Source organism: Amycolatopsis cynarae, assembly GCF_026802195.1.
Lineage (GTDB): Bacteria > Actinomycetota > Actinomycetes > Mycobacteriales > Pseudonocardiaceae > Amycolatopsis_E > Amycolatopsis_E rhizosphaerae.
This window is the reverse complement of sequence record NZ_CP113836.1, coordinates 680,821-701,487: the sequence shown is the minus strand read 5'-3', so window position 1 is coordinate 701,487 and position 20,667 is coordinate 680,821. Positions and strand designations below refer to the sequence as shown.

23 protein-coding genes are annotated in these 20,667 nt (G+C 70.4%); 14 read left to right on the top strand and 9 right to left on the bottom strand.

The genetic code is table 11. The features are described 5' to 3' along the window. Positions 1-19 precede the first annotated feature (19 nt). Positions 20-1,144, top strand: coding sequence for a DUF1015 family protein (locus tag ORV05_RS03350; RefSeq protein WP_268756982.1), 1,125 nt, complete (start codon positions 20-22; stop codon positions 1,142-1,144). 13 nt (positions 1,145-1,157) lie between these two features. Here the strand turns inward: ORV05_RS03350 and ORV05_RS03345 are convergent, their stop codons facing one another. The 3 genes from ORV05_RS03345 to ORV05_RS03335 form a co-directional block, all read right to left on the bottom strand. Next, positions 1,158-1,883, bottom strand: coding sequence for an SDR family NAD(P)-dependent oxidoreductase (locus ORV05_RS03345; RefSeq protein ID WP_268756981.1), 726 nt, complete (start codon positions 1,881-1,883; stop codon positions 1,158-1,160). Between the two features lie 79 nt (positions 1,884-1,962). Then, positions 1,963-2,145, bottom strand: a complete 183-nt coding sequence (locus ORV05_RS03340; protein ID WP_268756979.1) for a hypothetical protein — start codon at positions 2,143-2,145, stop codon at positions 1,963-1,965. A gap of 25 nt (positions 2,146-2,170) precedes the next feature. Further along, the gene (locus tag ORV05_RS03335) at positions 2,171-3,013 is read right to left on the bottom strand and encodes a DUF2127 domain-containing protein (protein WP_268756977.1); all 843 of its coding nucleotides are present in this window, start codon (positions 3,011-3,013) and stop codon (positions 2,171-2,173) included. 194 nt (positions 3,014-3,207) lie between these two features. Between ORV05_RS03335 and ORV05_RS03330 the strand changes: the two genes are divergently transcribed. Next, on the top strand, positions 3,208-3,990 hold the full coding sequence (locus tag ORV05_RS03330; RefSeq protein ID WP_268759678.1) for a PaaX family transcriptional regulator: 783 nt from the start codon (positions 3,208-3,210) through the stop codon (positions 3,988-3,990). Then, a complete protein-coding gene (locus tag ORV05_RS03325) occupies positions 3,971-4,522 on the top strand; it encodes a hypothetical protein (RefSeq protein ID WP_268756976.1) in 552 nt (183 codons plus the stop codon). Before ORV05_RS03330 ends, ORV05_RS03325 begins: the two co-directional genes overlap by 20 nt. Before the next feature lie 23 nt (positions 4,523-4,545). Here ORV05_RS03325 and ORV05_RS03320 read toward each other — a convergent pair whose 3' ends face one another. Further along, complete coding sequence (locus ORV05_RS03320) at positions 4,546-5,238, bottom strand: IclR family transcriptional regulator (protein ID WP_268756975.1); 693 nt, start codon at positions 5,236-5,238, stop codon at positions 4,546-4,548. Between the two features lie 119 nt (positions 5,239-5,357). Here ORV05_RS03320 and ORV05_RS03315 point away from each other — a divergent pair, with 119 nt between their 5' ends. The 6 genes from ORV05_RS03315 (at position 5,358) to ORV05_RS03290 (ending at position 9,897) form a co-directional block, all read left to right on the top strand. After that, a complete protein-coding gene (locus ORV05_RS03315; protein ID WP_268756974.1) occupies positions 5,358-5,876 on the top strand; it encodes a flavin reductase family protein in 519 nt (172 codons plus the stop codon). A gap of 216 nt (positions 5,877-6,092) precedes the next feature. Next, positions 6,093-6,308, top strand: a complete 216-nt coding sequence (locus ORV05_RS03310) for an NAD(P)-binding protein (protein WP_268756973.1) — start codon at positions 6,093-6,095, stop codon at positions 6,306-6,308. Between the two features lie 120 nt (positions 6,309-6,428). Next, on the top strand, positions 6,429-7,322 hold the full coding sequence (locus ORV05_RS03305; protein WP_268756972.1) for a styrene monooxygenase/indole monooxygenase family protein: 894 nt from the start codon (positions 6,429-6,431) through the stop codon (positions 7,320-7,322). Between the two features lie 49 nt (positions 7,323-7,371). Beyond that, on the top strand, positions 7,372-8,196 hold the full coding sequence (locus tag ORV05_RS03300; protein ID WP_268756971.1) for an alpha/beta fold hydrolase: 825 nt from the start codon (positions 7,372-7,374) through the stop codon (positions 8,194-8,196). Positions 8,197-8,450: 254 nt separating this feature from the next. After that, entirely contained in the window at positions 8,451-8,894 is a 444-nt protein-coding gene (locus ORV05_RS03295) for a VOC family protein (RefSeq protein ID WP_268756970.1), read from the top strand. A 22-nt stretch (positions 8,895-8,916) separates the two neighbouring features. Beyond that, positions 8,917-9,897 carry a zinc-binding dehydrogenase gene (locus ORV05_RS03290; RefSeq protein ID WP_268756969.1) on the top strand — a complete coding sequence of 327 codons (981 nt, stop codon included), beginning with the start codon at positions 8,917-8,919 and terminating at the stop codon, positions 9,895-9,897. Here ORV05_RS03290 and ORV05_RS03285 read toward each other — a convergent pair. The 3 genes from ORV05_RS03285 to ORV05_RS03275 all read right to left on the bottom strand — a co-directional run bounded on the left by ORV05_RS03285 (position 9,887) and on the right by ORV05_RS03275 (position 13,640). Further along, positions 9,887-11,524, bottom strand: a complete 1,638-nt coding sequence (locus tag ORV05_RS03285) for a thiamine pyrophosphate-binding protein (protein WP_268759677.1) — start codon at positions 11,522-11,524, stop codon at positions 9,887-9,889. The genes ORV05_RS03290 and ORV05_RS03285 overlap by 11 nt on opposite strands. A gap of 86 nt (positions 11,525-11,610) precedes the next feature. Beyond that, entirely contained in the window at positions 11,611-12,612 is a 1,002-nt protein-coding gene (locus tag ORV05_RS03280; protein ID WP_268756968.1) for a glutathione S-transferase family protein, read from the bottom strand. A 56-nt stretch (positions 12,613-12,668) separates the two neighbouring features. After that, a complete protein-coding gene (locus ORV05_RS03275; protein ID WP_268756967.1) occupies positions 12,669-13,640 on the bottom strand; it encodes a helix-turn-helix domain-containing protein in 972 nt (323 codons plus the stop codon). A gap of 82 nt (positions 13,641-13,722) precedes the next feature. Between ORV05_RS03275 and ORV05_RS03270 the strand changes: the two genes are divergently transcribed. Continuing rightward, positions 13,723-14,451, top strand: a complete 729-nt coding sequence (locus ORV05_RS03270; RefSeq protein ID WP_268756966.1) for an NIPSNAP family protein — start codon at positions 13,723-13,725, stop codon at positions 14,449-14,451. A 124-nt stretch (positions 14,452-14,575) separates the two neighbouring features. After that, the gene (locus tag ORV05_RS03265) at positions 14,576-15,940 is read left to right on the top strand and encodes a WS/DGAT/MGAT family O-acyltransferase (RefSeq protein WP_268759676.1); all 1,365 of its coding nucleotides are present in this window, start codon (positions 14,576-14,578) and stop codon (positions 15,938-15,940) included. Between the two features lie 33 nt (positions 15,941-15,973). On the opposite strand, the gene ORV05_RS03260 is transcribed toward ORV05_RS03265, so the two are convergent. After that, positions 15,974-17,374 carry an amidase gene (locus ORV05_RS03260; RefSeq protein ID WP_268756965.1) on the bottom strand — a complete coding sequence of 467 codons (1,401 nt, stop codon included), beginning with the start codon at positions 17,372-17,374 and terminating at the stop codon, positions 15,974-15,976. Positions 17,375-17,404: 30 nt separating this feature from the next. Beyond that, complete coding sequence (locus ORV05_RS03255) at positions 17,405-18,391, bottom strand: D-2-hydroxyacid dehydrogenase (RefSeq protein ID WP_268756964.1); 987 nt, start codon at positions 18,389-18,391, stop codon at positions 17,405-17,407. Positions 18,392-18,478: 87 nt separating this feature from the next. Between ORV05_RS03255 and ORV05_RS03250 the strand changes: the two genes are divergently transcribed. Genes ORV05_RS03250 through ORV05_RS03240 form a run of 3 tightly spaced genes read left to right on the top strand, consistent with a single transcriptional unit; the run spans position 18,479 to position 20,642 of the window. Next, a complete protein-coding gene (locus tag ORV05_RS03250; RefSeq protein WP_144586611.1) occupies positions 18,479-19,219 on the top strand; it encodes a maleate cis-trans isomerase family protein in 741 nt (246 codons plus the stop codon). A 32-nt stretch (positions 19,220-19,251) separates the two neighbouring features. Then, positions 19,252-19,965: a maleate cis-trans isomerase family protein gene (locus tag ORV05_RS03245; RefSeq protein ID WP_268756963.1), complete on the top strand. Its 714-nt coding sequence runs from the start codon at positions 19,252-19,254 to the stop codon at positions 19,963-19,965. Next, positions 19,956-20,642: a GntR family transcriptional regulator gene (locus ORV05_RS03240; RefSeq protein WP_268756962.1), complete on the top strand. Its 687-nt coding sequence runs from the start codon at positions 19,956-19,958 to the stop codon at positions 20,640-20,642. Before ORV05_RS03245 ends, ORV05_RS03240 begins: the two co-directional genes overlap by 10 nt. Positions 20,643-20,667: the final 25 nt, after the last annotated feature.

The window sequence follows — 20,667 nt, the reverse complement described above, 5'->3', positions numbered from 1 at the left end:
GATACGGCAAGATCGGGTCATGACCGGGTGGGCGCGTGCGATCTCGCGGGGCTGGGTGGTCACCGGCGCGGTACCCGGTCCGGACGTCGACGAGTTCGCCGATCCCGCCGAGGTGGTCGCGGCGCTGGCGAACGGCCGGGACAGCCTGCTGGCGGTCCAGCATCCGCACCGCACTCCCCGGGCGCGCGCCGCGGGCCGCACCCTCACCGAGGCACTGCCCGAAGCCCGGCGCACGCTCGACCGCCTGCTCGCACTGGACTACCGGCCCGTGCGCGACGTGGTGGCCGCCTACTCGGCCACCGGCCCCGACGGCACCGCCCTGGGGGTGCTGTGCCTTGTCGACCCGGCCGCGGTGGACGCCAAGGTGCGGCACACCGAGCAGGTCTACCCGGAGATCGTGGCGGAACGGGCGGCGATGCTCGCCGGCCTGGGCCGGGCGACCAGCGCGGCGATGCTCATCCCGGCCGGTGGCGGGGACGAGCTGACGCGGGCCACCGCCGAGGCGGTGGCCGGGCGGGAGCCGGACGTCCGGCACCGGGATCGCGGTGGCCGGGTGCACCGGCTGTGGCTGCTCAGCGAGTACGGGGAACTGCTCGCGGCGGTCCGGCGGCAGCCCCTGCTGGTGGCGGACGGCAACCACCGGGTCGCCGCCGCGACGGCGGCGGGCACCGGGCTGCTCGCCCTGGTCACCGCCGGACCGGAGCTCCGCGTCGGCGCGATCCACCGCGCGCTCGCCGGGACCGGGCTCGGCCTCGGCGATCTGGCGGCGGCGTGGCGGCAGCGTGGCCTGACCGTCCGCGAGGTGGACGATCCGGCCCCGCCCGCCGGGCCCGGCACGGTGACCGTGGCGGGCGGGCTGGAAGTCGACCTGCCCGCCACCGCCGAACGCCCGCGGATCGACCACGCGGTGGTCGAAGAACTACTGATCCGCGAGGCGCTCGGTATCGACCCGGAAGGCCCGCACGTGCGGGCCGTACCCGACGGGCACGATCCGGGCCCGGGGGTGGATGCCGTGCTGCGCCTGGCGCCCGTTCCCCTCGCCGACGTGCTGGCCGTGCACGAGCAGGGGCGGACGATGCCGCGCAAGAGCACCTACTTCACCCCGAAACCCCGGGCGGGCCTGCTCATCGCCGCACTGCGTTGAGCGAGGCGGGTGATCAGACGGAGAACCCGCCGTCCACGGTGATGGCGGCGCCGGTGACGTACCCGCCCTCTCCGGCGAGATGGGCCACCATCGAGGCGATCTCTTCCGGCCGCGCGTAGCGGCCGAGCGCGGTGAACCCGGCGATGGTGGCCGCGTTCGCGCTGTCCGCCGGGTTCGCGTCGGTGTCCGTCGGCCCGGGGTGGACCAGGTTCACCGTGATCCCCCGCGGCCCGAGTTCGCGGGCCAGTCCCTTCGTCATCCCGATGAGCGCGGTCTTGCTCAGCGAGTAGAGCGTGAAGCCGGGGAACACCACCCGTTCGGCCATGTTGCTGCCGATGGTGATGATCCGTCCGCCCTCGCCCATCACGCGTGCCGCCGCCCGCGACGCGAGGAACGGCGCCCGCACGTTGGCGGCGACGACCCCGTCGAACTCGTCGGGTCCGCATTCCTCCAGCGGTGCCACCACGAACGCGGCCGCATTGTTCACCAGCACGTCCAGACGGCCGAACTCCTCCGCCGTCCGCTCCACCGCGGCCACCACCGCGCCGGGGTCGGCGTTGTCGGCCTTCATGGCCAGTGCCCGCCGCCCCGCCGCCTTGATCCGCTCGACCGTCGCGGCCGCACTCTCCTCGTCTTGCCGGTACGTGAACGCCACGTCCGCACCGTCCGCGGCCAGCCGCAGCGCCACCGCCGCGCCGATCCCCCGGCTGCCACCCGTCACCAGAACTGTCTTGTCCATGAGACGATCTTGAAGGAGCCGGCCCCGTCCTTCCGGCGGAAAACGGACCTCGAGACGCCCGGTGTCCGAAATGGACCGCTCAGCGGCGGCGCGCGGTGACGCGGCCGATGAAGATGCCCAGGATCAGCCCGGCGATGAACCCGATCGCGATGAAGAAGATGACCGTGGCCGCGGCGATCTTTCCCACGGTACCGAGAAAGCCCTTGGCCTCGAACTCCTGCGCGGTGAGCAGGATCTGGGTCAGCGCGTGCGTCGTCGTCATGCCACCGAGGATGGCACAGACGTGATCACCGCGCGTGTGGTCCCGGCAGCACGCGTTCGAGTGCGGGCCAGCCGCTGTCGGCGACCCGCTCCTCGGCTTCGGCCCGGCCCCCGCCCCGCACGCCGAACAGGCGTTTGGCGAACAGCAGGTAGACCACCACGGCGATGTTGATGATCAGGGTCAGCACCTTGAGCGCGGTGACGCGATGGCTCAGTTCGTAGACCTCGGGGACCAGCAGCACCGTGGTCGCCAGGAACGTCAGGTACTCGGCCCACCGCCGGGCCAGCCACAACCCGATCGCCTCGACCCCTTCCAGCGCCGCGTAGGCGACCACCACGGCCCCGATGAGCCACAGGGTCGAGCTGCGGGCCTCGAAGGCCTTCGACAGCTCGCCGAGCATGCCCTCGCCCGAGCCGCCGCTGCGTCCGCCGACCCCCGCCTGCAGCGCGTCGAGGAACCGGTAGAACGGTCCGCTGAGGACCTGCCGTTCCCGCGCGAAGACCAGGATCGCGATGCCGAGCACGGCCAGCACCACGAAATGCAGCAGGCGGTCGAGCGCGATCAGCCGGAGCACGTAGCGGTCCCGCAGGAGTTTCCCCCGCAACGGCAGCGCTATTTCGTCCCGTTCCGGACAGAATTCCCGTTCCGGGTGTTCGGGCGGGGGCAGCGGCAGCCAGGTGTCGCACCTCAGGCAGCGGTGCCAGCGCAGACCGGCGGATTCCCGCACCACGAGCCCGTCCTCGGGACGGATCCGGGCCGCGTCCCGCCCCACAAGTTCGTGGCCCCGCCGCGCGCAGCCGAACAGTTCGTAGCTCAGCCATCCGCGCTTTCCACCGGCCCCCGGCGGGGTGCGCAACCCGTCCGTCATCAGGGCAGGGTAACCCGGGCGCGGTGACAGCGCGGAACACGATGGGCTAGCTTGGTCGGACCGGTGACGCCGCCGAGAGGGAGGTGCGGAGAATGGGGGATTCCGTGAAGTCTGTGAAGCTTTCGGAGTCTGCGGTCCGCCCCACGATGAGCAGGCGGCGCGAAGTCAGCCACACCAGCGCCCGTTCCCTGTTGATGACCGTGCTCGGCGAGTTCGTGCTGCCGCGCGGCCGCGCGGTCTGGACCTCGACCTTGGTCGAAGTGCTCGGCACGTTCGGGGTGGAGGAGAAGTCGGCCCGGCAGGCACTGGCCCGCACCGCCGCCGAGGGCTGGCTGGTGTCCGAGCGCGTCGGCCGCCGGGTGCGCTGGTCGCTCACCCCGCCGGGACGCCGCCTGCTCACCGAGGGCGCGGAACGGATCTACGGCTTCGGGCGGGACGCCGAAAACTGGGACGGACGCTGGCTGATGCTGCTGGTGTCGGTGCCCGAAACCAAGCGGGATCTGCGGCACACCCTGCGCACGCGGCTGACCTGGGCCGGTTTCGGCTCGCCGACGCCAGGAGTGTGGATCAGCGCCGACACCGGCAGGCAGGACGAGGCGGACGAGATCGTGCGGACGCTCGGCCTCGATCGCGAAGCGATGTCGTTCGTCGCCTCCTACGGGCGGATCGGGGACGAGGACGCGATGGTCGCGCAGGCCTGGGACCTGACCGCGCTGGATGAACGCTACGGAGGCTTCATCGACGAATTCGGTGCGCTGGAGCCGGTCAGCGGCGGCGAGGTACTGCACGCGCAGACCCGGCTGGTGCACGAATGGCGCCGCTTCCCGTTCCTGGATCCACGGCTGCCGGTGCGGTTGCTGCCGCCGAACTGGAGCGGGGTGAAGGCCGCGGAGTTGTTCCACCGCAAGCACGTCGAATGGCGCCCCGCGGCACAGCGGCACTGGGAATTCCTCACCGGTGAAGAAGAAGCCGCCTGACGGGATGAGCGTTCCTGAATTCCTCGCCGGTTTCGCCATGACCGGCCGGATCGAAGGTGTGGGGCTGGATTCCACCCCTGACGAATGGGAACGGCAACTCGGCTCCGATTTCGTCGACGATCACGACAGGAAGCAGTTCCGCCGCGACTACGGGCTCGTCGAACTCGGCTTCTGGCGCGAGGAAGGAAACTGGACGTGCGGCCTGATATCGGTCCAGGTCCATCGGCTGTGGCACGACCGGGAAACGATCGGTCCGGCCGGACTTCGCGAGAAACACGGAGATTTCCCGAAAGCCGTCCGTTTCGTGGAGTTGCGCGATGAACTCGGGCGGTCCGGCAACGAGCTTGTGCTGGTCGAGGATGAAGTCCCGAACGGCTACCGGCGCTACTACGTTCCTCCGGGGAAGGCAGTGATGCTGGTGGACGCGGCACCCGGACCGCGTGATCCCGAGGACCCGCCATACGGGTCGCTTTGGAGCCTTTCGGCCGCACCGCTGCCTTGGATCAACCCGATGAAGGTGCACAAGAAATAGCCCTGCATCGCTTTCACCGAATCCTACAACTCCCAGACCTCGCTGGAGGGCTGGGACAGGCGTGTCGCGGTGCGGCGGACGGCCTGGGCGGCCTTCTCCTCGTCGAGTTCACCGGAGACGAAAACCACGGCCACGCAACCGATCGCGCCGTGCGCGAGCCGCACCGGCGCGGCGATTTCGGTGAGGCCGGCGTGCAGTTCGCCCACCGTGCGGACGTAGCCCGTTTCGCGCGCCCAGGCGATTTCGGGCCGTTCCTGCCCCTGGGCGGGGGACGCCGACCGGATGGCGGGCCCGCATGAGCCGCGGTCTATCGGGGCCCGGTCCCAGGGCCGGTAGGCGATCGGCGAGTGTTCGCGCCCGGGTTCGACGGCGACGAGCGTGACCACCTCGTCGCCGCGGGGCACGGCGAAGAAAGCGGTCGCGGAGACCCTGTTCGCGAGTTCGCCGAGCACCTCGTGCAGGTGCACCTGGGCGCCGCCGAGCACGGGACGGCTCAGGACCAGCAGGCCCAGCCCCAGGGTGTAGCGGCCGCTCGCGGTGCGACGGACGAGTTCGCGGTCTTCGAGGGTGCGCAGAATGCGGTAGACGATGGACCGGTGCAGCCCCGTGGCGGCGGCGAGGTCGTGACTCGAGCGGGCCTGGCCGTCGGCCAGGATGTCCAGCACGTCGAGCGCCCGGTCCAGGGTCTGTGCCCGCACCCCCGGTTTGGCCTCCACGTGCGACTCCCCTCAGTATTGCCTCCGTTACTCTAACACGCTAAGGTGCTCGATTATTGAGCTGACATCGCTGTCTGCGCTCGTTAAATGAGCTGCAGCGAGAGGATTCCGGAACCGAGATGCTGCCGTCGCCGTCGCGAAACCGGCCCATCGATCCACTGGACTTCCGGCGCACCCTCGGCCGGTTCACCAGCGGGGTCACGGTGGTCACCACGGCCGACGGCGACCACGTCCACGGCATGACGGCCAACGGCTTCCTGTCGGTGTCCCTCGACCCGCCGCTGGTCCTGGTCTCCCTGGGCAGGCAGTCGCGGATGGCCGCCCTGCTGACCCGCACCCGCCGCTACGGCGTGAGCGTCCTGGCCGACGACCAGCAAGTGCATTCCCGCCACTTCGCCGGACCGCCGGTACCCGGGTTCACTCCCGAGTTCGACCACGTGGACGGCCTGCCCTACCTGCGCGGCTGCCTGAGCCGGATCGGTTGCGACGTGGTGGAAATCCACCCCGCGGGCGATCATCTCCTCTTCCTCGGCCGCGTCACGGACCTCGCCCACGAGGACGGGGAACCCCTGGTGTTCTTCACCGGCGCCTACCGCGCCCTGTACGCCGAAACCGGCGATCAACTGTTCACCCACTAGGACGTTTTGGCAGTGGTTTGCGTGGCGGTGCGGGTAGCGGAACCTGACGTGGTCCCTCGCTGTGGGATCTCCTCCTCATGAATGCCAATCAGAGGAGTCGCCGGCAGTGCTGTTCTTGCGAGGAACCACGTCAGAACCCGCGCCGGTGCCGGTTGATGGCCCACCGCAAGCGGCTCCGCCGCTTCAAAACACAACCCAACAGGAAAGGAACGGTCCATGGAAGGAATCGGCATCGTCGGGGCCGGCATCGCGGGCCTGCATCTCGGCCTCCTGCTGCGACAGCACGACGTCCCCGTCACGATCTACAGCGACCGGACCGCGGAACAACTCGCCGGCGGGCGCATGCTCAACTCCGTCGCCCACCACCACGCGACCATCACCCGGGAACGGGCACTCGGCATCGACGACTGGAACGACGAGGAATACCTCTAATACGGTCACCACCACTACCTCGGCGGAGGACCGCAGCCCCTGCGGTTCCCCGGGTTCTTCAGCGCCCCGTCCCGGGCCGTCGACTACCGGATCTACCTGCCCAGGCTGCTCGAAGAGTTCGTGGCGCGCGGCGGGGAGTTCGTGGTGCGGCCGGTGCAGGCGGCCGACGTCGTCCGGCTGTCCGAACGGCACGACCTGGTCGTGATCGCCTCCGGCCGCGGCAGCATGAGCGCGATGTTCCCGCGGCGTGCCGACAAATCTCCTTACGACACCCCGCAACGGAAGCTCTGCGTCGGCCTGTACGAGGGGGTCGCCCCTTCGGAACCGCGAGGCGTGACGATGAGCGTGGCGCCCGGTCAGGGCGAGCTGCTGGAAATCCCGATGTACGCCACGGCCGGGCACGTCACGGCCTTGCTGTTCGAGAACGTGCCGGGGGGCGAGCTGGAGATGCTCGCGGAGATCGCCTACGAGGACGATCCGGCCGGTTTCGAAAAGCTGGTACTGGAGAAGACGCGCGAGCACCACCCGGCCACCTTCGAACGCATCGATCCCGCCCGGTTCCACCTGACCGGACCACTGGACCTGCTGCAGGGCGCGGTCCTGCCCGCGGTGCGCGAGGATTACGCGCGCCTTCCCAACGGGCGCTACGTCATCGCACTCGGGGACGCGCACACCGTGGTCGACCCGGTCATCGGGCAGGGGGCGAACTGCGCCTCCTATTCGGCGTGGGCACTGGGACAGGTCATCCTCGAGGACCCGAACTTCGACGAGCGGTTCTGCCGGAAGGTCGCCGACCGGCGCCGCAACCACGTGCACGCCACCGCGGACTGGACCAACCTGATGATCCGCACCCCGCCACCGCCGCACCTGCTGCGGCTGTTCGGCGCGATGTCGGAGAACCAGGCGGTGGCGGACGAGTTCACCGAGAACTTCAGCCACCCGGACCGGCAGTGGGACATCCTCGCCACCCCGGAGCGGGTCACCTCCTTCCTGGCCCGCCACGGCATGAGCTGACCCGCGCGGCGCCACCGGACGGACCGGCCGGGGCAAGTACAGTGCGGCTGTGACCGAGCAGCTGAGCATCCCCACCCCCGCCGGATCCTTCGACGCGATCGCGGCCGGACCCGAGGACGGCAGGCCGGTTCTGCTGCTGCACGGCTTCCCCGAGGCCGCCATCGCCTGGGAACACCAGGTGGCGGTCCTCGGCGCCCGCGGCTTCCGCGCGGTGGCGCCGGACCAGCGCGGCTACTCGCCCGGGGTGCGGCCGGGCCAGGTGGCCGACTACGGGATGGACGAGCTCGTCGGCGACGTCCTGGCGATGGCGGGCGAGCTCGGCTGGGACCGCTTCGATCTGGTGGGGCACGACTGGGGCGGTGCGGTGGCCTGGTGGACGGCCTCGGCACACCCCGGCCGGCTGCGCAGGCTCGCCGTCGTCTCGACCCCGCATCCGGGTGCGCTGGCCAAGGCCCTGCGCACCGACGAGGACCAGCGGTTGCGCTCGCAGTACATGCGGGACTGGCACGATTCCGGCACCGAGCGGCGCATGCTCGCCGACAACGCCCAGGCCCTGCGCCGCATGTTCGAGTGGAAGGTGCCCTCCAGCCGGGTCGACGAGTACGTGCGCAGGCTATCCGAGCCGGGCGCACTCACCGCGGCGCTGAACTGGTACCGCGCCGGACGGCCGAGCGGGCAGATCGACAAGATCGAGGTGCCGACGCTGTACGTGTGGAGCACCGAGGACGTCGCCTTCGGCTCCACCGCCGCACTGGACACCGAGAACTGGGTCACCGCCCCGTACACCTTCCAGATGCTCGAAGACATCACCCACTGGATTCCCGAGCAGACCCCCGAGGTGCTCACCGCCCTGCTCCTGGAGCACCTCGCCTAGCTCGTATTTCCTAAGCGGCGGAGCCGCCTGCGGTGGGCTGTCAGCTTGCACCGCCGCGGGTTCTGACGTGGTTCCTCGCAGAAACGACGCTGCCAGCTCCGACAGCGTTCAACACAGTGAATTGGCATTCATGAGGAGGAGATCCCACAGCGAGGGACCACGTCAGGTTCCGCCACCCGCACCGTCACGCAAACCACGCCAAACAAGCTCTACCTCGCCCGAAAATGTCGGTGGGGCGCGCTAGCGTCGCGACCATGGCATACGACTTCCAGGTCACCGTGGACTGTGCCGATCCGCATCCGCTCGCCGACTGGTGGGCGGAGGCGCTGGGCTGGTCGGTCGAACCCAGTGACGAGGCGTTCATCCGCCGGATGGTGGAGACCGGTCAGGCACGGGACGAAGACACCACGACGTATCGCGACGTCCTCGTCTGGAAGGACGGCGCGGCGATCCGGCATCCGGATTCCGGCCGCCGCATCCTCTTCCAGCGCGTGCCGGAGGCCAAGTCCGGGAAGAACCGGGTGCATCTGGATGTCTTCGTAGGCAAGGAAAAGCTCGAATCCGAACTGGACCGCCTGACGGCGGCCGGCGCGACCCTGCTGCACCGGGGGCAGCAGGGGCCCTTCACCTGGGTGACCGTCGCCGACCCCGAGGGCAACGAACTCTGTTTGACGGGAAAGGGGACGCAGGGTGAGTGAGCGGACGACCGGGGGGAGCACCATGAGGGCCGCCGTGTGCGAGCGGCCCGGACCACCGGAGGAGGTGTTGCGGGTCCGCGAGGTACCGCGCCCCGAAGTGCGTGACGGCTGGAGCCTGGTGCGGGTGCAGGGCTTCGGGCTCAACCGGTCGGAACTGATGACCCGGCAGGGGCTTTCGCCCAACGTGCGGTTCCCGCGCGTGCTCGGGATCGAATGCGTCGGGGTGATCGCCGAGTCCACCGATCCCCGGCTGGCCCTGGGCACCACCGTGGCCGCGGTGATGGGCGAAATGGGCCGCGAGTTCGACGGCGGCTACGCGGAATACGCGTTGCTGCCCAACAAGTTGCTCATCCCGCTGACCACGGACCTGCCGTGGGAGATCCTCGCGGCCCTGCCGGAGACGTACCTGACGGCGTACGGGGCTCTGCAGGCGCTGGACGTGCAGGGCACCGGGCGCAGCCTGCTGATCCGGGGTGGCACCTCGTCGGTGGGCATGGCCATGCTCTCGCTGGCGGGCAAGCGGGGCCTGGAGACCATCGCGAGCACGCGCAATCCGGACAAAGTGGACGCCTTGCGGCAGGCCGGTGCCACGCACGTGGTGCTCGACGACGGGGACCTGGCCACCGCGGTGCGGAAGATCCGCCCCGAGGGCCCGGACTACGTGCTCGAACTGGTGGGCGCGAACACCACGGTGGACTCCTTGCACCTGGTGGCGCCGGGCGGCACGGTCTGCGTGGCGGGAATGCTCAGCGGCGTCTGGGTGATCCCGCAGTTCGAACCGGTGGCGATGATCCCCTCCGGCACCAAGCTGACCTCGTTCCACAGCGACGATCTGAAGGGGGCGGCCGGGGCGGAGGCCCTGCAGGAGATCGTCGACGGGGTGGCGGCCGGCGAGTACAAGTCCCACCTCGACCGGACGTTCCGGCTCGAGGAGATCGCCGAGGCACACCGCTACATGGAGGACAACCGCGCGGCCGGGAAGGTGGTGGTCCTCACGAGCTGACCCGGTACCAGCGGGGCGAGGTGTTGAGCGGCGGGGTGAGGCTCGCGCGGACCACCAGCACGTTGGGTTCGTCGGCGCGCACGAACTCACCGAGCAGGCGCCGGAACGCGCGGCCGAAGCCCTTGACCTGGTCGGCGTTGATACCGAACGAGCGGGCCAGGCCGACGAAGTTCGGCGTGTGCAGGTTGACCCCGCGCTGCGGCAGCCCGGCGCGGTCCTGGTCGAACCGCAGCATGCCGTAACCGCCGTCATCCACGATGATCACGGTGACGGGCAGGGACTCCTGGGCGAGCGTGGCCAGATCGCCGCAGCCGTACAGGAAACCTCCGTCGCCGCTGACGCACACCACGCGCCCGTGGCCCGCGGCCGCCGCGCCGAGCGCCGCCGGGAAGCCGAACCCGAGGGTCCCCCAGCCCATCGGGTAGGCGAACCGGCGGGGTGCGCTGACCCGGTGGTACCCGCCGGCCCAGTACCCGGCCACGCACATGTCCGCCACGACCACCGCACCCTCGGGCAGGGTTTCTTCGAGCGTGCCGAGGAAATCGGCGGCCTGCGGTTCCTCGGCCCGCATCCGCCGCCGCACGGTGTTCTCGATGCCGCGCAGGCGGGTGGTGAGCTCGGCCAGGCCCTCGCGCGGGCCGATGCCGGCGAGGAGACGGTCCACCACCTCGCGGGCATCGCCGACCAGGGTCACGTCCGGCGGGTAGTTCTTGGCCGCGTCCTCGGCGTCCACGTTGATCGCGATCAGCTTGGGCGGCTGGGGCATCAGCCAGTTCTGCGTCATCAGGCCGTCGAAGTCGGTACCGATGCCCAGCACCACGTCGGCCTCGTCCCACAGGGCGCCCACCTCCGGTGCGTGCACCGGGTTCGGCGCGGCGCACGGGTGGGTCGGCGGCAGCAGGCCGCGCCCGGCGAAGGTGGTGATCACGGGCGCCGCGAGCAGGGTGGCCAGTTCCCCGATCACGGTTCCGGCTTCGGCGCGGACCGCGCCGCCCCCGGCCCAGATCAGGGGACGGCGCGCGGTGGTCAGCAGGCGGCGGGCGTAGTCGAGGTCCTTGAGGTGCAGCGCGGGGATCCGCTCGGTGCGCGATTCGTCGTCGGAGCGCCGTGCGGTCTTCTCGCGGAGGAAGTCGGTGGGGATGCCGACGTACACCGGTCCGCTCTGCGGGCGCCGAGCCAGTCGCGCGGCCCGCTGGACGGCGGGCGCGATGTCCTCGGCCGCTTCGACGGTGGTCGCCGCCTTGGTGACCGGCGCGAACAGCGCCGCCTGATCACCGGTTTCGTGCAGCACCCCCCGCACGATGCCGGGCCTGCGCAGGGTCGAGGGGATGTCGGTGGCGAGCACCAGTACCGGCGAGGCCGAGGCCATCGCCTCTCCCACCGCGGCGATGGTGTTCGCCGCCCCCGGACCGGTGGTGACGATCGCGACGCCGAGCTTTCCCGTGGCCCGTGCGTAGCCGTCGGCGGCGTACCCGGCGGTCTGCTCGTGCCGGACCCCGACCAGCCGGATCCCGCTGTCGGCGAGCGCCTCCCAGATCGGCAGGTTGTGCACCCCTGGCAGGCCGAACACGACTTCGGCACCGAGCTCGGTGAGCACATCCACCAGGTGTTCCGCGCCGGTCTTCATCACCCGTCCAGGTTAGGCCCCCACTTTCGGGGGTGGGCCCGGGTGGGTGGGACCCCGCCGCGGGGCGCCGCCGGCGGGCGGGCCGCTCACCACTGCGGCGGCAGGGTCTCCTCGGGCGGCGGAGGCGGCGGCGCGGTGCCGTCGCCGAAGGGACGGCCGCCGAGTTCCGCACGGCCGTGCGGGGTGGCCCAGTCCCGCAGCCGGGGTCCCTTCGGCACGATTCCGCTGGGGTTGATCTGCTCGTGCACCTGGTAGTAGTGCCGCTTGATGTGGTCGAAGTCGACGGTGTCACCGAAACCAGGGGTCTGGAACAGGTCGCGCGCGTAGGCCCACAGCACCGGCATCTCGCTGAGCTTCTGCCGGTTGCACTTGAAATGCCCGTGGTAGACCGCGTCGAAGCGGACCAGCGTGGTGAACAGGCGGATGTCGGCCTCGGTGATGGTGTCGCCGACGAGATAACGCTGTCGCGACAGCCGGTCGCCCAACTCGTCGAGCCGGGCGAAGAGGCGTGAGTAAGCGGCCTCGTACGCGGCCTGTTTGGTGGCGAACCCTGCCTCGTACACGGCGGCGTTCACGTCGCGATAGACCAGCCGGTTGATCTCGTCGATCTCGTCCCGGTGTTCTTCGGGGTACAAATCGGGCGCCCCGGCGCGGTGGTAGGCGGTCCACTCGGTGTTGAGGTCGAGGGTGATCTGCGGAAAATCGTTGGTGACGAGCCTGCCGGTGGGGATGTCGACCACCGCCGGGACGCTGATCCCGCCGTCGTAACCGGGTTCCGCGGCGTGATAGGCCTCGGCGAGGAATTCGATGCCCAGCACGGGATCCCGGCCGCCCGGATCAAGGGTGAACCGCCAGCTCCGCTCGTCCTGGATGGGATCGGCGACGGCGACCGAAAGGTGCCGCTCCAGCCCGAGCAGGCGGCGCACGACCAGGCCCCGGCTGGCCCACGGGCAGGCGCGGCTCACCACCAGCCGGTACCGGCCGGATTCCACCGGCCAGCCGTCCCGCCCGTCGGCCGTGATGCGGGCGGCGAAATGGTTGGGCGAGCGTACGAACTCGCCCGTTTCCGGGTCCGTCGGAACAGCCATACCCGCCACCCTAGCCACGCCGCGTGCCGCTAGGCGGGAGGAACAGGCCGCGGGTGTCAGGCGCCGGTGGCCCGGAAGGCACGCCGGTATTCGCTCGGACTCACCCCGAAGTGGAGGGCGAAGTGGCGCCGCAGGTTCGCCGCGGAACCCAGTCCGCTTCGCCTGCCGACCGCATCAACCGGCAGGTCGGTGGTTTCCAGCAGGTCCCGGGCGCGCAGCAGGCGCTGGGTGCGCAGCCATTGCAACGGGGTGGTGCCCGTGGCCGCGTGGAACCGGCGGTTCAGCGTGCGGGTCCCCATCGCGCCGCGGCAGGCCAGGTCGTCGACGGTCAGCGGCTGGTCCAGATGCTCGATCGCCCACTGCAGCAGGGGGCCCAGTCCGTCGTTTCCCGGTTCCGGGACGGTCCGCACGACGTACTGCGCCTGCCCTCCGGTGCGGTGGGCGGGCAGCACCATGCGGCGGGCCACCTCATTGGCGACCCGGGCGCCGAGATCGCCGCGTATCACGTGCAGGCACAGGTCGATGCCCGCGCTGCGCCCGGCGCTGGTGAGGACATCGCCGTCGTCGCAGTAGAGCACCGAGGAGTCCACACGCACTCGTGGGTGGCGGACGGTGAGAGTCTCGGCGTACATCCAGTGGGTCGCCGCCCGCCTGCCGTCCAGGAGACCGGCGGCGGCAAGGACGAAGGCCCCGGTGCACAGTGAAACGATGCGAGCGCCGGCCTCACTCGCCGCTCGTACCGCTTCGACGAGTTCCGCCGGGATCGGCTCGTCCGACTGAACGCAGGCATAGGGCAACGCGGGCACGACCACGGTGCGGGCCTCGGCCAGTGCGCCGAGGTCCCGATCGGCCGGGTGCCTGCAGCCGAACTCACCCCGGATGCCTGCCGGGTTCGCCGCGCACGACCACAGTTCGTACCAGGGATCGGCGAGGTCGGGCCTGGCCGATCCGAACACTTCGAACGCGATGGCCAGTTCGAACAGCGGCATGTCGTCGATCAGGGCCAAGGCCACCGGGCCGGTACGCATATCGCAGACTATGTCACGAATTTTGCGCACAGCGGCAACTCTGACACTCGTCCCCGGTGACGCCGGTCGGCATCCTCGACGGGTGACCATCGTGAACGTCATCGAACTCCGGCAGTACACCCTCCATCCGGGCGAACGGGACGAGCTCATCGAACTCTTCGACCGTGAGCTGGTCGAACCGCAGGAAAGTGCCGGGATGGCGGTGCTCGGCCAGTTCCGCGACGAAGACGACCCTGACCGGTTCGTGTGGTTGCGCGGCTTCCCGAGCATGGCCGCACGCCGGGAGTCCCTCACGGCCTTCTACCTGCACGGCGACGCCTGGAGGGCCAACCGCTCGGCCGCCAACGCCACGATGAAGGACTCGAGCGACGTCCTGCTGCTACGGCCCTCGCGACCCGGTCCACTGGTACCGCCCGGGGCCGGGCGTCCGCCCATCGGGGTGACCACGCCGCCCGGTTCCCGCGTGACGATCACACTGTGCCACCTCGGCACCGCGGTGGACGAGGATTTCGTCCGCTTCTTCGAGGAGAAGGTCCACCCGGCACTGGCGGCGACCGGCGCCTCGCCGATCGTCTGCCTGCGGACCGAACGGGCGGCGAACACCTTCCCCGCCCTACCGGTGAGGACCGGGGAGAACGTGTTCCTCTGGCTCACCGTGTTCGCCAATGAAGACCATCGCGAGGAACACCGGCGGCGGCTCGCCGAATCGCCGGGATGGCGGGCAGGCATCCTGCCCGAACTGCGCGGGCGGCTGAGCGCACCGCCGCGTCACCTTCGGCTGGCGCCCACCGCCCGCTCCCGCCTGCGCTGACACCATCCACTGTGGAGCTCACGGGATACGTTCGCATGAAAGGGCACCCACGGGGTACGACTACCACTAGACTTACTCGGGCCCCGGCGGCTGGCACGAGAGGTGGTCACCAATGGCGTCACCGATGGCACTGATGCCCTTCACCGACTCGATGTTCCTGCTGGTCGAAAGCCGTGAGCACCCGATGCACGTCGGCGGGCTCCAACTCTTCCGCAAGCCCGAAGGCGCGGACGAGCACTACCTGCGCACGCTGCGCGAGGACCTGTTGAAACAGGACGACGTCCCCGAACTGTTCCGGCGCCGCCCGGCCTCTCCGGTCAACACCGCCGGGTACGTGGCGTGGACGCACGACGAGCACGTCGACCTCGACTACCACTTCCGGCATTCGGCGCTGCCCCAGCCCGGCCGGATCCGCGAACTGCTCGAGTTGACCTCCCGCTGGCACAGCACCCTGCTGGACCGGCATCGCCCGCTGTGGGAGATCCACCTGGTGGAGGGCCTGCCGGACAACCGGTTCGCGATGTACAGCAAGATCCACCACGCGCTGCTGGACGGCGTGGCGGCGCTGCGGCATCTGCAGAGCACGCTGACCACCGATCCGGACAAGGTCGACTGCATACCACCATGGGGTACTCCGCGCCCGCCGCGCGAACGGTCCCCGCGCCGCCCGCTGGATCTGCTGGGCACCGCGCGGAGTGCGATCGGGCAGGTCGCCGGGCTGGCACCGGCCGCGTTGAAGGTGGCCAGGGAGGCGTTCCGGGAGAACACGCTGACACTGCCCGCGCAGGCGCCGAAGACGATGTTCAACGTGCCGATCGGCGGCGCCCGCCGCTTCGCCGCCCAGTCGTGGCCCCTGGCGAGGGTGCGGGACATCGCGACCCGGTCCGGTACCTCGCGCAACGATGTGGTGCTCGCGATGTGCGCCGGTGCCCTGCGGGACTACCTGATCGAACAGCGGGCGCTGCCGGACGCGCCGCTGATCGCGATGGTGCCGGTGTCGATGCGGAAGCAGCAGTCCGAGTCGGCCTCGACGGGCAACCAGATCGGTGCGCTGCTGGCGAACCTGGGCACCGACAAGGCGAGCCCCGCGGAACGGCTGGCCGTCATCCACCGGTCGATGCGCGAGGCGAAGCGGATCTTCCGGGAACTGACGCCGGTCCAGGCGCTGCTGCTGTCCGGGATCAACGTCGCGCAACTGGGCATCTCCACCGTGCCCGGGGTGGTCACGCACACCCGCCCGCCGTTCAACCTGGTGATCTCCAACGTGCCGGGCCCGCGCGAGCAGATGTACTGGAACGGCGCGAAACTCGACGGCGTCTACCCGGCTTCGGTGCTGCTGGACGGGCAGGCGCTCAACATCACGCTCACCAGCAACGGCGAGCACCTCGACTTCGGCATCACCGGCTGCCGCCGCAGCGTCCCCCATCTGCAGCGGCTCCTGCTGCACCTCGACACCGCCCTCGTCGAACTGGAGCACGCCGTCGCCTGAGAATGTCCAAACGGGACAGTCGCGCTACCGTTTTCAGGCCACTGACGCCATGGGGCAGGCGGGCCAGGGCCGGACCTCCTCCAGCAGGCGCGCCACCGCGAGGACCAGGTCGTCGGAGTGCCGGGGCCCGACGATCTGCAGCCCGACCGGGAGTCCGTCCGCGGTGAGCCCGGCGGGCACGCTGATCGCGGGCTGCTGGGTCATGTTGAACGGGTAGGTGAACGGGGTCCACTCCGGCCAGCCGGCCAGGTCGCTGCCCGGCGGCACCTCGTGGCCCGCCTCGAAGGGCTTGACGCCGACGGTCGGGGTGATCAGCACGTCGTAGCGCGTGTGGAACTCACCCATCAGGATGCCCAGCGCGGCCCGCTCCCCGGTGGCCCGCAGGTAGTCCGCGGCGGAGTGGCGCCTGCCCTGTTCCCAGACCCGCCGCAGGCCCGGGTCGATCTTCTCCTCGCAGCCGGGAGGGAAGGTGTCGAGCCATTGCGCGGCCCCGGCGGACCACAGCACGTCGAAGGCTTCCTTGGGGTCGCCGAACCCGGGGTCGGTCTCCTCGATGCGCAGGCCCGCTTCACCGAGCGCGTTCACGGCCGAGCGCACTACCTGGGCGACCTCCGGATCGACCCGTGCGTAGCCGAGGTCCGGGGAGAACGCGGCGATCAGGCCCTGCACGTCGCGGCGGACGGCCTCGCGGTAGGAGGCGGCGGGCGGGGGCAGCGCGGCCGGGTCCCGGTAGTCGGGCAGCGCCAGCACGTCGAGCAGCAGCGCGACGTCGTCCACCGAACGGGCCATCGGCCCGGCGTGCGACAGCGCGCCGAACGGGCTCGCCGGGTACAGCGGGATGCGCCCGTGCGTCGGCTTGAGCCCGACGATGCCGCAGAAGGCGGCGGGGATGCGGACCGAACCGCCACCGTCGGTGCCCACCGACAGCTCACCCATGGCGGCGGCGACGGCCGCGGCGCTGCCGCCGCTGGAGCCGCCGGGGGTCAGCGACGGGTTCCACGGGTTGCGCGTGATGCCGGTGAGCAGGCTGTCCGTGACGCCCTTCCAGGCCAGTTCGGGGGTGGTGGTCTTGCCGAGCATCACCAGGCCGTTTTCGCGGAGCCGCGCGGTGACCGGGCTGTCCACCTCCCACGGCTGGTCGGGGTCGATGCAGGTGGAGCCCCGCAGGGTCGGCCAGCCCTGGGTCAGGAACATGTCCTTGATCGAGGTGGGCACGCCGTCCAGCCAGCCGATGGGATGGCCTTCCCGCCAGCGGGTTTCCGAGGCCTTCGCGCCCGCCAGTGCTACTTCCGGGTCGACCAGGCAGAAGGCGTTGCACCGGCCGTCGCGTTCTTCGATGGCCCGCAGGGCCGCCTCGGTCGCTTCCACCGGCGAGATCTCGCCGCTGGCGTAACCCGCGACCAGTTCGCTCGCCGTCAACAGGCTCGTCATCATGCTCCTCAATGCCCGGCTCGGTAGCCCTGCTCACTGCCCCGACGGCACGTATCCCAGCTGTTTGTCCACCACGTTGAGCAGTGGCCCGCCACTGTGCCAGCGCCGGAAGTTCTCCGCGAACACCTCGACCAGCGTGTCGCGCCAGCCGGCGAAATCACCCGACATGTGCGGGGAGATCAGCACGTTCGGCATGGTCCACAACGGACTGTCCGAGGGCAGCGGTTCGGTTTCGAAGACGTCGAGGGCCGCCGCGGCGGGCCTGCCCGCCCGCAGTCCCGCCACCAGGTCGGCGGTCACCACCAGTTCCCCGCGCCCGACGTTGACGAACCGGGCGCCGGGGGCCATCGCCGCGAACGCGGCCGCGTCGAACATCCCCTTGGTCTGCTCGGTCAGCGGCGCCACCGCGATGACGTAGTCGTATCCGGGCAGGTGTGCCGTGAGTTCGGCCGAGGCGTGGACCTCGCCGAAGTCCGGATCACCACTGGCGGCCCGCCGTCCCGCGCCCGAGACCGCCATGCCGACGGCCCGCAGCATCCGCGCGACCGCGCGGCCGATCGGCCCGGTCCCCACCACCAGCGCGCGGCGACCGGCCACGCGCTCGGTTTCCCGGTGCTGCCAGCTTCGCCGCCGTTGCAGTTCGAGGGAGCGCGGCAGGTCCTTGGCGAAGGCGATGATCACGCCGAGGACGTATTCGGCGATCGAGTCGTCGAAGACACCCCGGGAATTGGTGAGCACGACGTCGCTTTCGCGCAGTTCCGGAAACATCACCGGGTCCACCCCGGCACTGGCGATATGCACCCAGCGCAACCGGTCCGCCGCGGGCCAGGCGCGCCGGAGAGCGGTGGAAAGGAAGTCGTAGAGGAACAGCGCATCGGCTCCGCGCAGCGCGTCCGCCAGCCCCTTTTCGTCGGTGTAACGGACGAGGGCGGTCGTTTCGATGGTCCGCATGGCTGGGAGCGACGCGGGCTGCCGATCACCACACAGCACCGCCAGCACCGGCCTTTCCGTGCCGATCACATTGACACGGTAGGAGGCGGTCGTATGATTGTCAACAATCCGAGGACTCACCCCGGAGGCTTTCCTTCATACCTTCGGAGCCAAGCCTTGGATTTGGATCTTTCTGCGTTCGACGGCCCGCTCGCGCAGCGGGGCATCGGGGTGATCGCCCCGTTCGACATGGCGCTGGACCGGGAGGTCTGGCGCTGGGTTCCGGCGGAGGTCTCGCTGCACCTCGCCCGCACGCCGTACGAACCGGTTCCGGTGAGCATGGAGATGGCCTGCCTGGTGAGCAACAGCGCCCACCTCGCCGCCGCCACCCGCGACGTGCTCCACATCGAACCCGAGGTCGTCGCCTACCTGTGCACCTCCGGCAGTTTCGTCAAGGGCGTCGACTACGAGCGTTCGCTGCGTAAGACCATCTGCGACGCGGGCGCGCCGGAGGCGGTCACCACCTCCGGCGCACTCGCCGAGGTGCTGCAGCAGCTCGACGTGCACCGGGTTTCGGTGATCACGCCCTACGACGCGGACCTCACCGGCAGGCTCCGGGACTTCCTGGCGGAACTCGACGTGGAGACGCTTTCGAGCGAGTTCCTCGGGCTGGGCAACGGGATCTGGAAGGTCAGCTACCGCACCATCGCCGAACGGATCATCAGCGCCGACCACCCCGACGCCGAAGCGATCTTCGTCAGCTGCACCAACCTGGCGACCTACGACCTGATCGAGCCGCTCGAAAGGGCTCTCGGGAAACCGGTACTGACCGCCAACCAGCTCACCATGTGGGCCTGCCTGCGCCGGATGGCGCTCCCGGTCGTCGGGCCCGGCAGGTGGCTCCGCGAGGTGTCATGACCGTGCCCCAACCGACCGTGAAGAGGTGCGCCATGCCGACCGTCGGATTCATCTACCCGGACCACGCGGCCGAAGACGACTACCCGTTCGCCGAAGCGCTCTTCGGCGGGCGGTATTCGCTGCCCGTGGAACACATCTACGGCACCGACCTGCACGCGGTACCCGAGCTGCTCGACCTCGGCAGCGAGCGGCGGCTGGCCGAGGGCGCCGCGCGGCACGCCCGGCACGAACCGGACGCGGTGGTGTGGGCGTGCACCAGCGGCAGCTTCGTCTACCGCTGGGACGGGGCCCGCGACCAGGTCGACAAGCTGGCCGCCGCCGCGGGCAGGCCCGCGTCGAGCACGTCGTTCGCCTTCACCAACGCGGCGGCCCACCTCGGGCTGACGCGCGTCGCCGTCGCGGCGAGCTACCCCGCCGACGTCGCGGAACTGTTCGTGGCCTTCCTCGCCGCCGCGGGGATCGAGATCGTCGCGATGGCCAGCGAGGACATCGACACCGCGGCCGAGGTTGGCAGGCTCTCCCCGGAGGCCGTCGTCGCACTCGCGGTGGGCAACGACCACCCGGAAGCGGAGGCGGTGCTCATCCCCGACACCGCGATGCGCACACTGGGCGTGGTGAACACCATCGAGGAACTTCTCGGCAAGCCGGTGCTCACCGCCAATCAGGTCACCATCTGGGAAGGACTGCGACTCGTGGGCGAAACCCCCGAGTCCGACGAACTGGGGGCGCTGTTCCGATGCCGCTGACGCCGTTAGCCGAAATCGAGCCGGTGAGCCGGGAATCCACGGCCGCGATCATCGCGCGCCAGCTGCGCGAGGCGATCATGAACGGCTCGCTCCCGCCGGGCGCGCAGCTCGGCGAGACCGATCTGGCCGCGCAGTTCCAGGTGTCGCGCGGCCCGCTGCGGGAGGCGATGCAGCGGCTGGTCTCGGAGGGTCTGCTGCGCAGCATCCGCCACCGCGGGCTGTTCGTGATCGAACTCGAACCGGACGACATCCACGACATCTACTCGGCGCGCCTCGCCGTCGAACGGGCCGCGCTGATCCGCGTCCTGCAAGGCGACCGCGAGGCGGCGGCCGACCGGCTGGCCGAAGCGGTGCGCGAGATGGCGGACGCCGCCGGCGGCGAGGATCCCGCGGCGGTGACCGAGGCCGATCTGCGGTTCCACGAGGTGCTGGTGGCCGAGTCCGGCAGCAAGCGCCTCGCCCGCATGTCGCGCACGCTGCTGATCGAGACCCGCATGTGCCTGTCCGCGCTGCGCTCGACCTACAGCAGCGACGAGGAGCGCGTCACCGAACACAAGCGGATCGCCGAGGCCATCCGCTCCGGCGACCAGGAGACCGCCGTCTCGCTGCTCGCCGCCCACATGGAGGACGCGCTCCATCGCCTCGCCCCCGGCACCACCCTCCTTCCCCAGGGATAGAGCCGCGTCTGCCGGTGCCCGATGC

Excerpts from the sequence above, each read along its gene's own strand:
- ORV05_RS03290 (WP_268756969.1), top strand. The coding sequence starts at position 8,917 with ATGAGGGCCGCCGTGTGCGAGCGGCCCGGACCACCGGAGGAGGTGTTG.
- ORV05_RS03310 (WP_268756973.1), top strand. The coding sequence starts at position 6,093 with ATGGAAGGAATCGGCATCGTCGGGGCCGGCATCGCGGGCCTGCATCTC.
- ORV05_RS03345 (WP_268756981.1), bottom strand. The coding sequence starts at position 1,883 with ATGGACAAGACAGTTCTGGTGACGGGTGGCAGCCGGGGGATCGGCGCG.
- ORV05_RS03260 (WP_268756965.1), bottom strand. The coding sequence starts at position 17,374 with ATGATGACGAGCCTGTTGACGGCGAGCGAACTGGTCGCGGGTTACGCC.
- ORV05_RS03295 (WP_268756970.1), top strand. The coding sequence starts at position 8,451 with ATGGCATACGACTTCCAGGTCACCGTGGACTGTGCCGATCCGCATCCG.
- ORV05_RS03240 (WP_268756962.1), top strand. The coding sequence starts at position 19,956 with ATGCCGCTGACGCCGTTAGCCGAAATCGAGCCGGTGAGCCGGGAATCC.
- ORV05_RS03245 (WP_268756963.1), top strand. The coding sequence starts at position 19,252 with ATGCCGACCGTCGGATTCATCTACCCGGACCACGCGGCCGAAGACGAC.
- ORV05_RS03335 (WP_268756977.1), bottom strand. The coding sequence starts at position 3,013 with ATGACGGACGGGTTGCGCACCCCGCCGGGGGCCGGTGGAAAGCGCGGA.
- ORV05_RS03350 (WP_268756982.1), top strand. The coding sequence starts at position 20 with ATGACCGGGTGGGCGCGTGCGATCTCGCGGGGCTGGGTGGTCACCGGC.
- ORV05_RS03265 (WP_268759676.1), top strand. The coding sequence starts at position 14,576 with ATGGCACTGATGCCCTTCACCGACTCGATGTTCCTGCTGGTCGAAAGC.
- ORV05_RS03280 (WP_268756968.1), bottom strand. The coding sequence starts at position 12,612 with ATGGCTGTTCCGACGGACCCGGAAACGGGCGAGTTCGTACGCTCGCCC.
- ORV05_RS03340 (WP_268756979.1), bottom strand. The coding sequence starts at position 2,145 with ATGACGACGACGCACGCGCTGACCCAGATCCTGCTCACCGCGCAGGAG.
- ORV05_RS03315 (WP_268756974.1), top strand. The coding sequence starts at position 5,358 with ATGCTGCCGTCGCCGTCGCGAAACCGGCCCATCGATCCACTGGACTTC.
- ORV05_RS03330 (WP_268759678.1), top strand. The coding sequence starts at position 3,208 with ATGACCGTGCTCGGCGAGTTCGTGCTGCCGCGCGGCCGCGCGGTCTGG.
- ORV05_RS03275 (WP_268756967.1), bottom strand. The coding sequence starts at position 13,640 with ATGCGTACCGGCCCGGTGGCCTTGGCCCTGATCGACGACATGCCGCTG.
- ORV05_RS03285 (WP_268759677.1), bottom strand. The coding sequence starts at position 11,524 with ATGAAGACCGGCGCGGAACACCTGGTGGATGTGCTCACCGAGCTCGGT.